Raw genomic sequence first — 13,455 nt, forward strand, 5'->3', positions numbered from 1 at the left:
TGCGTTGCGCTCGAGCAGGCTGTTGCGGCAACAGCTGCGAATAGCGGGGTACGCGGCTATTCTGTGCGGCTAGTCGGCGCTGGTGGAGGCGCCAGCAGACAGGGTTTCTTGAATGTCTTCGCGGTCCAGCGAGTAGGCGCGGGCGATCGTGGACTGGCCCAGTACGCGAGTGCCTTGGTAGAGCACCATGGTCTGTCCCGGTGCCACGCCGGAGAGCGGGTCCAGTAGGCGCACTACGGTTTCCAGGCGCAGCGTGCCTTCTTCTTCAGCTTCGGGGTCGGGTGCCCAGGTCATGTACGCCTTGGCGCGGACCGGGTCAGCGTGCGCGCGCACCTGTGCGGTCACCTCGAACTCTTCGCTACGAGCGCCCAGCTGTGCGGGCTCTTCCAGGAAGCGTGCCGCCTGTTCTACGGGTACGCCCGCCCAGGTGGCGCGGATACCGCGGATTTCGTGCACGGCAAGCAGCTCGCGGGAGCCGACGATAACTTCGTTTTCCTTGGGGCGCACCTCCAGCACGAAGCGGGGCTTGCCGTCGGCGGCGGGGCGGCCCAGTGCCAGGCCCTTGCGCTGGCCTACGGTGTATGCCTGCGCGCCGGGGTGCTCGCCGAGCACCTCGCCGTGGGTGTCCTTGATGAGGCCGGGGCGCATCCTGATGTGGTCGCCCAGCCAGGCGCGGGTATCGCCTTCGGGGATGAAGCAGATGTCGTAGGAGTCCGGCTTCTTCGCCACGGAGAAGCCGCGCTCTGCCGCCTCCGCGCGTACCTGTGCCTTGGAGGGGGTGTCCGCCAGGGGGAACCAGGCGTGCTTGAGCTGTTCGTGGGTGAGCACACCGAGCACGTAGGACTGGTCCTTGGCCCAGTCGGCGGCGCGGTGCAGTTCGCGGTTGCCGTCTTCGGTGGTGATGACGCGGGCGTAGTGGCCGGTCACCACGGCGTCGAAGCCGAGTGCGAGGGCGCGTTCGAGGAGCGCGGCGAACTTGATCTTTTCGTTGCAGCGCATGCAGGGGTTGGGGGTTCGTCCGGCTTCGTATTCGGAGATGAAGTCGTCGACGACGTCTTCCTTGAAGCGTTCGGAGAAGTCCCAGACGAAGAAGGGGATGCCCAGCTGGGAGCAGACGCGGCGGGCGTCCATGGAGTCTTCGAGGGTGCAGCAGCCGCGGGAGCCGGTGCGCAGGGTGCCGGGCATGCGGGATAGTGCGAGGTGAACGCCGACTACTTCGTGTCCTGCTTCTACGGCGCGGGCTGCGGCGACTGCGGAGTCAACGCCGCCACTCATAGCTGCAAGAATTTTCACTGCCTATCCTTCTGTTGTGTTGAGCCTTTAGAAAGGTACGCCTTATTTGTGTGGGCGGACTTTTCGTTACTGTAGCTACCCATTGTACGCAGGGGCTCGGCGGGATATTGGGCAGTGCACCCTCAGCCCGCCCTCAGCGAACGCTGATATTGCAAGCTGAGGGCGGTTCGGTACCTTTTTTCTGTCTTTTAGTACCAGCGGGAGGCGTCCGGCAGCTGCGAGGACAGTCCCGCCTTTGCTGCCTGTTCGTAGGCGGCGGGTAGTGCCGCGATGAGGCGCGCAATATCGGCTCCGGTGGTCGAGTGACCGAGGGTGAAGCGCTGGGCGCTGCGGGCGGTGTCTTCGTCCATTCCCATTGCCATGAGCACGTGGGAAGGGCGGGTCACCCCGGCGTTGCAGGCGGAGCCGGTGGAGCTGCTGATGCCCTGCATGTCCAGCAGGAAGAGCAGGGTGTCACCTTCTGCGTTTTCGAAGGTGAAGTGGGCGTTGCCGGGCAGTCGCTTCTGGCCGGGGTACTCTTCGGTGAGCGGGTTTTCGCCGCTCAGGTGCGCCTGCGGGATGAGCGCGCTAATTGCCGCAACGAGTTCGTTGCGTAGCGCGGCGATGCGGGCGGATTCTTTGTCAAGGTGCTGAACCGAGTGCACGGCGGCCTCTGCAAAACCTGCAATGGCGGGTGCGTCGATGGTGCCGGATCGTACGGAGCGTTCCTGGCCGCCTCCGTGTAGGACGGGGGTCATCTGCACGGCACGGGTTGCAACCAGCGCGCCGATGCCCATGGGACCACCGATTTTGTGGCCGGAGATTGCGAGGGTCGCTACCCCGCTGGCGTGGAAGTCAATGGGGATTGCGCCGAATGCCTGCACCGCGTCCGAGTGCACGGGAATACCGTATTCGGCGGCGATAGCGGCGATCTCGGGGATGGGCTGTACGGTACCGACCTCATTGTTCGCCCACATGACGGTCACGAGCGCAACGTCTTCGGGGTTCTTTTCGATGAGTTCGCGGACGGTCTGCGGGTTGACGCTACCGTGCTTGTCTACGGGGATCCATTCGATCTGCGCGCCTTCTGCCTTTTCGAGCCATTCGCAGGTTTCTTCCACGGCGTGGTGCTCGATGGAGGAGACGAGAATTCGGGTGCGCTGCGGGTCTTCTTCGCGGCGCTTCCAGTAGATGCCCTTGACGGCGAGGTTGTCCGCTTCGGTGCCACCGGAGGTGAAAATAACCTCGGCGGGGTCGGCTCCGACGGCGCGGGCGATGCGTTCGCGGGCATATTCGACGGTGGCGCGGGCATTGCGTCCTACGGCGTGCAGGGAGGAGGGGTTGCCGCCGTTGCGCATCTGTTCGACCATGGCGTCGATGGCGGCGGGCAGTACGTCGGTGGTGGCGGCATGGTCGAGGTAGACGCGGCCGTTCTGACGGTTGGTTTCTGCGCTCATGGTTCCTCCTGCTGGGTTGTCGGCGGTTTGTCGCCTCGTTTATTTTATCGCGCTCTACCCGCGCTCTTCTAGGCGTGTTCATCTGCGGCGGGGTCGGCGAGCGCTACTCCTCGGGACGCTCAATGCTGGTCGGGGGCTGTTCCGGGCTGGTCGGGGGCTGCGCGGTACACTTAGGAACGTGTTCAAGATTCTTTTCTATACCCCTGAGATTCCCGGCAATACCGGCAACGCTATCCGTTTGGCGGCGATTACTGGCGCTGAGTTGCACCTGGTGAAACCGCTGGGCTTTAACTTTGATGATGCGCATCTGCGCCGCGCGGGTCTGGACTATCACGACCTGGCGGTGGTGACGGTGCATGAGACCCTTGAGGATGCGTGGGAGGCTCTGGCTCCGGAGCGTGTTTTTGCGTTCACGACGACTGCTTCGACTTCGTATGCGGATATTGAGTACCGTCCCGGTGATGTGTTCATGTTTGGTCCGGAGTCGGTGGGTCTGCCCGCTGAGGTTCAGCAGGACCCGCACGTGAGCGAGCGGGTGAAGATTCCGATGAAGCCGGGCCGCCGTTCGCTGAACCTGGCTAATTCTGCGTCCATTGCGATTTTTGAGGCGTGGCGCCAGAACGGTTTTGAGGGAGGCGCCATCTAGCATGGCTGCAACACACCATAATCTGCCGGAGCATCTGGTTCAGCAGATTCTGGAGACAGCCCCTCCCCTGGCTGAACAGATTCGCCTGGATCCGCAGAATAGGGAGTTCACGGAGCAGGGTTGGGAGCCGGTCTATTCGGCGTCCCCGAAGGCACGCATCGTGGTAATTGGTCAGGCGCCCGGGCGCGCCGCGCAGGAGAGCCGTATCCCGTGGAATGACCCGAGCGGTGTGAAGTTGCGCGAGTGGATGGGCGTAACGGACGAGCAGTTCTACGACCCCGAGCTGATTTCGCTACTGCCGATGGATTTCTACTACCCCGGTAAGGGCGCGCACGGCGATAACCCGCCGCGTAAGGATTTCGCGCCGAAGTGGCATCCGCAGCTACTGGAGCTCATGCCAGATGTTCAGCTGATTCTGCTGGTGGGCGCGTACTCTCAGAAGCATTACCTGGATGGTGTGCACGCCCCGAAGGCGCAGAAGAACCTGACGGAGACGGTTCGCGCGTGGGAGTCTTACCTTCCGAAGTTCCTGCCGCTGGTGCATCCTTCGCCGCTGAATTTTAGGTGGCAGGCGAAGAACCCGTGGTTCGAGCAGGAGGTTGTCCCGGCTTTGCAGAGGCGTGTGAGAGAGGTCCTCAAGGACGCTTAGCCCGCCCGCTCTGCAGTATCACTATAGTTCTGTCTTACTAATGCAAGATGCTCCCACCCCGAGTATGGGGTGGGAGCATCTTTATTGTGCGCGTTGTTTAGGCTAACTAAGCAGTCCCAGCTGAGCGGGTGTTTCTCAGCCGTGCCCTTCAGCGCTCAGAGGCAAGACGTGTTTTACTTCTGGCTGTCGGCGTCGCCCAGGGTCACGGTGATGTCCTGGGTGGAGGAGCCGCGCTTAACCTTCAGCTTCAGATTAGAGCCTGCCGCTGCGGCACGTACGGTACCGTTGAGCTCTTCGCTCTTGTTCACGGCGTGACCGTCGGCTTCAATCACTACGTCACCGGCACGCAGACCTGCCTTTGCGGCGGGGCTATTAGACTCCACCGAGGCAATTTCAACGCCACCGGGGATGAGCTTGGAGGAGCCCGAACCGGTGTCTGCGGGGCTGTTCTTCACGCTCGCGCCCAGGTAGCCGTGAGTTGCTTTGCCCTTGGCGATGATCTCGGAGGAGATGCGCTTGGCGTAGTTGGAGGTAATGGAGAACGCCATACCGTCGGCGGTGCCACCGTCCTGGCTTGCCTGGCCCTGTGCGTTGATGCCGACCAGTTCGCCCTTGAGGTTCACCAGCGGGCCACCGGAGTTACCGTGGTTGATGGGCACATCAACCTGAATCATGGGGATGTAGTTCTGGCCCTTTGCGTCAGCGGGCTGCACACGGTTGACGTTCGACACCACACCGGAGGTCACCGATTCGCTACGGCGATACGGCGCGCCGAGGGCAACCACGGCCTCGCCGGAGACCAGCTTGGAGGAGTCACCCCAGGTGATGGGCTGCAGGTCCAGGCCGGAGGGGTTAATCTTCAGGACCGCCAGGTCAGCGGCAGAGTCCAGGCCCACTACGGTTGCGGTGCGTACGGTGCCGTCGCTCAGGCGCACCTCAATGGTGGATGCTTCTCTGGAAGATTCGAGGGTAACCACGTGGTGGTTGGTGAGGATGTGGCCTTCCTTGTCGAGGATAACGCCACTACCGCCGCCGGAGGAGGAGCCGTTCGAAGCAACGATGGTCACGGTAGAGGGCAGGACCTTCTTCGCGGTTTCTGCTACGCCTGCCACGGTGGAGGAGTTGCTGATATTGGAGCTCACGGAGCCGCGGGAGGAGGAGCTGGAGGAGCTGTTGTTTGATGCTGCGATGCCGCCTCCGACGCCCGCGCCGACGCCACCACCGACGAGGGCTGCGAGCAGAGCTGCGGTGAGCACAACACCGGCGCCGTAACGCTTGTTATGGTCGGTGTCCTGGGGTGCAGACTGCGCCGACGCAACCTGCGCGGCAGCTGCCTGGGGGTAGGTGTATCCGGGAGAGGCATATGCCTGCGGGTATGCGTTCTGACCCTGCTGCTGGTTTGCGGGCTGGTAGCCTGCCTGTCCGTTCACGTTCTGCATGGGACGGGTTGCATCCGTGACGCCATCATTGCCGCCGTGGGACCATCCGTTGTTCTGAGTCATGAGTTCTCCTAGAAGTCGTGCGTATGCGTCACCCTGGGCACACGCTATCTTTCTACTGTAGAGGGTGTTTCATGGCGTTCTATATCTTTTTGCTGTTGGTTATCGGGGAGTTCCCTGGGAATTTTCCTCGTACCCTTTCATCGGCAGCTGATAAGCCGGTCTTGAGGCACCCGGCGATTTGCCCGGCGGCTAGTTTATTTTGGGGCTTTGTTCGCTACTCACTCTCAGGTTTCTCTTTTAAAGCGCCCAGTTTTTCTCCACGGTTTACACAGCATGACGCTTCTTGGTACACAGCTTGAACACAGGGTCAGTCCGTAATGTTGAAGGCACATAGAGCCGAGAACAAAGGCAAAGGATAAAAGCAAAGGAGAAACCCATGATGATCGGAACCCTGATTTTCTGTGCGATCTTGGCAAGCTCCATCGGTATCGGTGCGGGTATTGTGGCGTGTTGCTCGGGAATGGTGTACCGCCGTCATCGTGCGGAAAAGGCCTCCGAGCTGGCTCAGCAGATGGCTACCCACGCACTGACTGCCGGTAGGTAGCGTATAGAGTTTGATAGTTTTCCGGGGCGGGAGATGAGAGCCCTGCACCGGAAGGGGCGAGAATCCCCAGTATGTCCCGAAGGGTCGGTGTGAGGACCGGCCCGGGTGTGATAATGAGTTGAGTGATGATTGATGCGGCGTGAGCCCCTACATGGGGCGCACGCCGCATCGTCTTTTAATTGTGAGGCGGATGCGGGAAGCACTGGCGGAGAGCACCCGGTACCCCGGCTACTTCCCTTTTAGTATGCGGTAAGGCAACGGCGTTGCGAGCACCCGGGATTTAGCTGGGTTATGGTGAAGTCATGAGGATTATTTCTGCTGTTTTCGCTCTTCTTGGCGCGCTGCCGACCCTACCGGCGGTGGCGTCTTCGCTGGACGGCGCAACCCGCCTGTACGCGCTACTTTTGTTTGTACTCATCTGCGCGGTAGTAGCGTTGTTTGCGTCGTTGAGCCCGTCGCGCCGTCGTGCGCGTGAGATTAGGCGGCAGGTATTGCAACAGCAGCAGCAACAGCAGAACCAGGCGATGAATCAGCAGGTTCCCCCTCACCAGGCACCCAATCAGCAAGTACAGGGCGCGGTGAGCTACCCGATGCACTACCAGCCGAAGCCGGCACAGCCCGGCAGTAGCGCTCAGCAGTCGGTGCAGGATCCTGTTCAGAACCAGGTACCGAACCCCGCGCAGGCCCCGGTATCTGCAGCGCCCCAGGCGCAGTCCCCGCTCCCCCAGCAGGATCAGGCTGTCGAAGCTCAACAGGCTCAGGCACAGCAGGCTCAGGCACCCTCGCCTCACCCTGCCTCACCTCAGCCTCCTCAGCCGGTGGCTGCACCTTCGCCGTTGGAGCCGATGCAGGCCGGTGGTATCTCCGGTTCTTCGATACAGACCCATTCGACGCAAAACCATTCAGCAGAAAGCCAATCAGCAGAAAGCCAGGAGCAGCAGAGCATGCCCCAGAACACCCCGGCGCAGCCTGAAGAGCGCCCGCAGCAGGAGGCCGCCCAGCAGGCTCCCAAGAGTAACCCGGCGCAGAGTAACCCGGCGCCCTCCGACCATTTCTCTCTGAGCACCAACTTCAAGCTCATTCCCCCTCTAGAGAACGCACAGCGCAGCCGCTACCCCATGGTGCTTTCTGTCAGTAAATCTGAGGATGAAGTCTTTGCGTTGCCGTCGATTAGCGGTGTGCCGCAGCATCTGCTGGTCGGTACGCAGGAGAATCATGTTCCGCTGAATCAGCGTCCGCGCCTGCAGCAGGTCGATATTCTTGAGAACTATCTCATGCGTGCGGTCATGAACCTGCAGACGCTGGAGCGTGCGCAGGTGTCTCCGCTGCACAGCTTCAAGGAGACTGCCCAGGCTGACCGCGCGGTGCTTGCCGCCGAGCTGGAAGAGACCATCCGGGTATCTCGGCTGAAGCTGAGCGGGGCGCTGGAGTTCTATACGTCCCTGCCTCGTCTGGCGGATACCCCGGGTTCTTTCGCTTTTGCCCGCGACCACGCGCTCTCTTTGAGCGCCGCCGTCATTAGCCTGACCGAGGAGTGCTTTGAGCGCACCTTCCGTTGGCGTCTGTTGGAGGATACTCTCCCGGATTCTTTGAGTGACCGTCTCTACGCGGTGCGTTATCTGCGTGAGAGCGCGCAGAAGCTGGCGGCTTTTGTGGAACTGAGCGAGTTTGACCGCGCTATGCAGCTTGCCGAGACATGGAAGAAGACTGCTCGTAAGGATTCGAAGATCGATGAGGCCAAGGTCTGGAATGAGATGACCGAAGTCGCCTTTGACGTTCTGCCCGAGTTGCGAGAGCGGGCGTTGAAGGGTGTGCAGTCTACGTTGGAGTTTAGCGAGCTTTTCTACCGTCCCGGCGAGGATGGTACGCACCGTATGCTCCGTCCGGAACAGCTGAGCGAGTTTGAGCTCAAGGGCGTGCAGTCCACGCTGGAAGAGCGCCTGGAGAAGGTGCGTCTTGAGCTTCAGGATGCGGAGTTCTGCGCTGCGGTCTTGAGCTTGCAGGCGCGCTCTGTCATTGAGCTTCTCCAGGAGCTTCTGCAGGTTGAGCAGGACGGCGTTCTGGCGGAGGTTGTGACCGATTTGCGAGCGCTTGCTCATGACTCGCCCGACCTTGCCGAGCAGCCTATCCAGACGTTGATGTTCAGCCGCGAACAGTACGCCCCGGATGGGGAGGATTTGCCGACCATTGGCGAGCGCATCCGTTCCCTCTCGAGTGTTCCCGAGGTTCTGGCGTTCGTTCACTACGAGGGACCGGTGCTTCTGGTGGGCGTCTCGGATCCGTATAAGGCGTTTTCCGGGGAGAGTGCCGAGGGTCTGCTTTCGGAGGAGAAAAGGTTATCTTCCATGCCGTTGTCAGTGCTGCGCACCCATTCGCGGCTTCTACGGCAGGTGCTTCGTCTGCAGAATCTACGGTTGAAGCTGGCGTGGGTGAGTAGCTGTAGCGGTTACATGCCTTTGAGCCTGGTTGATCGGTATTACGTCGGCCCTTCTGCCGGGGATGAGGATTTGAAGGAGCTGACCGAAAATATTGAGGCGCTCGCTGAGCTTCTGGATGCCCATTCTAATTCCCAGGTGTATAAGGGCCGTGGTGTGCCGACTACGCCCTTTTTGTGGTCACAGATGCGAAAGCAGGCAGAACGCAGTTCTAGGCTGCTGAATACTGTGCAGTTCTTGGGTTGGATGTTCGCCTCGTCTTCGCGGGTTCAGGTGGTGAACGGCGTGGCGCAGAGTATCCACGATGTTGATGCCGCGGAGGTAGTGGAGCACCTGATGAGCAATCTGAAGATTGCCCGTCGGCGCTAACTAACTGAATAGCCGGTGGGCCGGGGTCTGGCGTGAGGCTAGACCCCGGCTCTCCTATATTCCGGCTTTCCTGTATAAAGCCTGGGAAGACGGTAAACGGTCGGCAAACAGCGGCGCAATATTCTCGTATCTGTGCGTCTGTGTAGCTATGCCACCGCTACACTAATAATGTGACCAGCACTAAGGTGTGCGTTGAACAAGCACGCCGTGAAGTGCAGGTCTGTTCATACTTCACGACAACGGAGGAAAGACCATGACCGAGCACGCCTTTGCGCGTCAGATTCGTCCCGCACACCCTCGCCTGCGCACTATCTTGGGCGCCACAGTGCTGGCGGCAGGTCTTTCTTGTGCCCCGGTGGTTCTGCCGGCTGGTTCTGCATTTTTGAGCACGTCGGCGCAGGCTGCTGACCCGATGCAGATTACGGGCACCACCGTGTACGATTCCACGAAGTCTTTGGGTGATACCGATACCCTGAAGTCTAAGATTTCTGCTCTGTCAAAGAAGCACAACGTGGATTTGCACGTGGTGGTCATCGATAAGTTTGAGAACCCGTCTACTTCTTCGAGCTGGACGAAGGCGCTTGCTACGAAGAACAATTGGGGTTCTGCCGATGTGGTGCTGGTGATTGCTACCGAGTCTCGCCAGGCGTATTTCTTGGCGGGTAGCACGAAGACCCTGTCGAGTGACCAGCAGACGAAGGTGTACCAGAACTACATTAAGCCGAAGCTGCAGAATAGCGACTATTCGGGTGCGGCTCTTGCCGCAGTTGAGGGTATCGAGGCTCAGAAGGGCGGTAGCTCTTCGGGTGTTGTAACCGGCGTGCTCGGTGTGGGTGCGGCGGCGACCGTGGGTGCTGGCGGTTACGCGATGTACCGCCGCCGCAAGAAGAAGAACGCTCAGCAGCAGCCTCAGCGTTCCTACGGTGCACCTCGTAACTACTCCCCCATTCCGGAGGTTCCGCTGGAGGAGCTGCGCACCCGCGCCGGTAGCGCCCTGCTGCAGGCTGATACGACGATGAGCCACGCGAAGCAGGAACTGGATTTTGCGCGCGCACAGTACAGCGATCAGCAGGTTGCTGAGTTCGCTCAGGAGATTGCGCGTGCTGAGGATCTGATGCGTAAGTCCTTCCAGCGTCAGCAGCTTCTGACCGACAGCATTCCCGATACCGAAGCAGAGCAGCGTGCCTGGTTGACTGAGATTATTGATAACTCTCAGGAAGTCACCCGTATTGCTCAGGAGCAGGACGCTAAGCTGGCTCAGCTGCGCAACCTGGAGCAGGAGGCGCCTCAGGCTATTGAGGCTCTGGCTCAGCGTCTGCCGCAGCTGCGCGCCTCGGTGGAGGAGATTGCCGCCCAGTACCGCGCGTTGAAGGAACGTTACCTGCCCAGCGCGCTGGAGCCCATTTCGAAGACCCCCACCCTGTTGGACTCGAACATGGTGCTGTGCGCTGCGGAGCTTGAGAAGGCTCAGGCGACCGTTGCTACCGCCCGTTCGGAGGCGGTTGCTCACCTGCGTACCGCTGAGGAAGCCGCCTCGCAGATTCAGGCGCTGGGCGCTGCGGTCAATACCCGCGCGCAGGAGCTGGAGCAGGCTCAGCTGGGTCTGAGCACCGACCTGCTGAGCATTCAGCGTGACGTGGCTGAGGCGAAGAGCCTGGCTGCATCTCAGCGTCGCGATGATTTGGGTGCGGTCGCTGCCGGTATGGAGGCGGTGCTCAACCAGGTCAATCAGAGCGCTTCGGCTCGCCCGAATGACCCGCTGACTCTGGCGAACCAGCTGCGTCAGCTTTCCGCTGAGCTGGATAAGGCAATGACGAATATGCGTGCTACCCGTGAGCGTTCTCGTGCGGCTTCGCAGAACCTGGATCGTACGATGCGTTCTGCGTACGCTGCGGTGAACGGTGCGCGTAGCTACATCAATAACCGCCGTGCTGCGGTGGGTCCGATGACCCTGACCGCTGTTTCTGAGGCGGAGCGTCACCTGGGTCAGGCTCAGCGCCTGGCTCCTTCGGATCCGCTGAACGCCATGAAGGAAGCCAACATGGCTATCCAGAAGGCTACTGACGCACAGAACCGCGCGCAGAGCGAGGTCGGCAACTACTACAACAACCAGAACGACCGAGGCGGTAGCGGCTTCGGTGGTGACCTGGCGAAGGGCCTGCTGCTGGGCGCCCTGATGACCGCTATTAACTCCGGCACCAGTAGCTGGGGTAGCAGCGGCGGCCACAGCAGTGGCGGTAGTAGCGGCGGTAGCTGGGGCGGCGGCTTCAGCGGCGGTGGCGGCGATTGGGGTAGCGGCGGCGGTGACGGCGGCAGCTTCTAACCGCCTCCACGCTACAAATCCTGCCGGTCGGTTTCTGTAGGTTTTTCTACAGTCTGACCGGCGGGGTGCATAGCTTACCTCACCGCTTTCTTCCCCAGTCGGAAAACACCTGAGGTAATTTACCAAAAGTTTAGGTTGCAGAAATCAGGCGTGCATCATTTTCACAGCATGCACCCAGAAATCTGCCACATAATTAGTTATACGGGCACGGCTCACGAGGAGCGTAGTGCTCCCCCGCAGCCCGTGAACAGAAAGTAGGAGATTATGGCTAAGCAGACCATCTTCGGCCGTATTGCACAGCTCACTAAGGCAAACATCAACGCTCTGATTGATGCAGCTGAGGACCCGGAGAAGATGCTGGACCAGATGGTTCGTGACTACACCAACAACATCCGCGAGGCGGAGGCTGCAGTAGCACAGACCATCGGCAACCTGCGACTGCTCGAAAAGGACCACGCTGAGGACGTCAAGGCCGCTCAGGAGTGGGGCACCAAGGCTCTGGCAGCTTCTAACAAGGCTGATGAGTTCCGCGCAGCTGGCGATGTTGCCAACGCTGACAAGTTCGATAACCTCGCGAAGATTGCTCTGAACAAGCAGCTGCTGGCTGAGAAGGCTGCACAGGCTGTTGAGCCTCAGCTGGCTTCCCAGACTCAGGTTGTCAACCAGCTCAAGGACGGCCTGGAGAAGATGCGCTCCAAGCTTGAAGAGGTCAAGTACAAGCGCGATGAGCTGACCGCACGTCAGAAGACTGCAGCAGCTCAGACCCAGGTGAACGACGCTCTGAAGGCGTTCGACGTTCTGGACCCGACCAGCGAGATGAGCCGCTTCGAAGAGAAGGTTCGCCGCGAAGAGGCACGCGTCATCGGTCAGCAGGAGCTGGCAGCTTCCTCCCTGGACGCTCAGTTCAACACCCTGGACCAGATGGAGCGCGACACCGAGCTGGACGCTCGCCTGGCTGCTCTGAAGGCAAAGAACGCTCCGGCAGCTCCGGCTCCCCTGGCTGTGGAAACCCCCACCCAGACTCTCTAAGCCGGGGATTCTCAAGCCTGGTCTAGCGCATAGCTTCTTGAGCTAAACCTATAAAGATCCGCCCCGTTCCTGATGAGTTCAGGAACGGGGCGGATCTTTATGCGTTATGGGGTGCGAGCTTTAGTTCGCGTAGATGTACAGGTAACCTGCCATAGCGGAGCGGGTGATGGCTGCCGAGGAGGTGGATCCGGTACCAATGCCGTTGGAGGCAGCCCATGCCAGAGCCTGGGACGCGTAGCCGCCCTGAGCCTGTGCCGGGGATCCAGCCGCACGGTACATGAATTCAGCCATGGTGGACTCGGTGACGGCCTCCAGGGGGCGGAAGTCGCTACCGTTGATGCCCTGCTGGCTCAGCCAGAAAATCTCCTTGTACGCGGGGTGGTTGACCGGAACGTCGCTGAACGGCGAAACAGCCGGTGCGTTCACTGCGGGGCGACCAGCCACGCGGTACAGGTAGGTTGCCAGCTGCGCACGGTTGACCGATGCGTTCGGGCGGAAGGTGCCGTCCGCGAAGCCGAGCATGATGCGGTGATCAGAGTTCCAGCTAATCTCGTTGTAGTTCGGGTTCGAGTCGGACAGGTCGCTGTAGCCCAGTGCGGGGGTCTTACCGGCGAAGTCCAGGGAGGACGCCAGGATGTGCGGCAGGTCGTAGTCGTGGTGGCTGAAGCCGTCAATCAGCTTCACGCGGGCGTCGGAGAAGCCAGCGCCCAGGTATGCGTTGTAGCCGGACTCGACTGCGCCTCGTGCGCTCCAGGTGACGGGGTTGGTGTTACCGGAGGTGTCCTTCGCGCCAACCCACCAGTACATCGGGGATGCCTTGGTGGTTGCATCAGCGTCCACGGAGCCGTCCGAGTCGCCGCCTGCGACCATGATGGAGCCGCCGCCGTTACGCCAGGAGGTGTTGTGGTCGGTCAGCTCGTAGGTGATGAACTCAGCGCCACCGGAGTAGCCCATGGTCCACACCTGGGAAGCGTCCAGGTTGTTCTGGCTAACGAAGGACTTCGCGAAGGAGCGGAAGAACTCGCCATTAGCGTCCATGTCTTCCCACCAGGTGATGCCGTCACCGGATGCGTTGGTGTCCGGGGAGATGACCGGTACGAAGACCATGTTGCGGGCGTTAGCGATTTTGCCCATTGCCGCGAGCATACCCTCGTCGGGGGTGTAGACCTTGGACTCGTCACGCTGCCAGTAGTCACCGTCGAAGTAGAAGACCACGCCAACGGGCTTGG

The 13,455-nt window shown here is 60.8% G+C and carries 10 protein-coding genes; 6 read left to right on the top strand and 4 right to left on the bottom strand.

Annotated features, from left to right (window positions below):
* Positions 1-69: 69 nt before the first annotated feature.
* Both mnmA and HMPREF2527_RS07845 read right to left on the bottom strand, forming a co-directional pair.
* Entirely contained in the window at positions 70-1,293 is a 1,224-nt protein-coding gene (gene mnmA, locus HMPREF2527_RS07840) for a tRNA 2-thiouridine(34) synthase MnmA (RefSeq protein ID WP_070507583.1), read from the bottom strand.
* A gap of 188 nt (positions 1,294-1,481) precedes the next feature.
* Complete coding sequence (locus HMPREF2527_RS07845) at positions 1,482-2,729, bottom strand: cysteine desulfurase family protein (protein WP_049358408.1); 1,248 nt, start codon at positions 2,727-2,729, stop codon at positions 1,482-1,484.
* A 178-nt stretch (positions 2,730-2,907) separates the two neighbouring features.
* On the opposite strand from HMPREF2527_RS07845, the gene HMPREF2527_RS07850 reads away from it, so the two are divergent.
* Both HMPREF2527_RS07850 and HMPREF2527_RS07855 read left to right on the top strand, forming a co-directional pair.
* Entirely contained in the window at positions 2,908-3,375 is a 468-nt protein-coding gene (locus tag HMPREF2527_RS07850; protein ID WP_070507585.1) for a tRNA (cytidine(34)-2'-O)-methyltransferase, read from the top strand.
* Position 3,376: 1 nt separating this feature from the next.
* Positions 3,377-4,024: a uracil-DNA glycosylase family protein gene (locus tag HMPREF2527_RS07855; protein WP_070507587.1), complete on the top strand. Its 648-nt coding sequence runs from the start codon at positions 3,377-3,379 to the stop codon at positions 4,022-4,024.
* 173 nt (positions 4,025-4,197) lie between these two features.
* On the opposite strand, the gene HMPREF2527_RS07860 is transcribed toward HMPREF2527_RS07855, so the two are convergent.
* Entirely contained in the window at positions 4,198-5,526 is a 1,329-nt protein-coding gene (locus HMPREF2527_RS07860) for a S1C family serine protease (RefSeq protein WP_070507590.1), read from the bottom strand.
* Between the two features lie 376 nt (positions 5,527-5,902).
* Between HMPREF2527_RS07860 and HMPREF2527_RS09795 the strand changes: the two genes are divergently transcribed.
* The 4 genes from HMPREF2527_RS09795 (at position 5,903) to HMPREF2527_RS07875 (ending at position 12,226) form a co-directional block, all read left to right on the top strand.
* Positions 5,903-6,070: a hypothetical protein gene (locus tag HMPREF2527_RS09795; RefSeq protein WP_168160863.1), complete on the top strand. Its 168-nt coding sequence runs from the start codon at positions 5,903-5,905 to the stop codon at positions 6,068-6,070.
* 302 nt (positions 6,071-6,372) lie between these two features.
* Positions 6,373-8,874: an atrophin-1 family protein gene (locus HMPREF2527_RS07865; RefSeq protein ID WP_070507592.1), complete on the top strand. Its 2,502-nt coding sequence runs from the start codon at positions 6,373-6,375 to the stop codon at positions 8,872-8,874.
* Between the two features lie 253 nt (positions 8,875-9,127).
* Positions 9,128-11,197, top strand: a complete 2,070-nt coding sequence (locus HMPREF2527_RS07870; RefSeq protein ID WP_070507594.1) for a TPM domain-containing protein — start codon at positions 9,128-9,130, stop codon at positions 11,195-11,197.
* A gap of 264 nt (positions 11,198-11,461) precedes the next feature.
* Positions 11,462-12,226, top strand: coding sequence for a PspA/IM30 family protein (locus HMPREF2527_RS07875; protein ID WP_070507597.1), 765 nt, complete (start codon positions 11,462-11,464; stop codon positions 12,224-12,226).
* A gap of 120 nt (positions 12,227-12,346) precedes the next feature.
* Here the strand turns inward: HMPREF2527_RS07875 and HMPREF2527_RS07880 are convergent.
* On the bottom strand, positions 12,347-13,455 hold a 1,109-nt coding region (locus tag HMPREF2527_RS07880), incomplete at its 5' end, for an S-layer homology domain-containing protein (RefSeq protein WP_141744464.1).

It is taken from the genome of Rothia sp. HMSC071B01 (assembly GCF_001808945.1).
In the GTDB taxonomy this organism is placed as follows: Bacteria; Actinomycetota; Actinomycetes; order Actinomycetales; family Micrococcaceae; genus Rothia.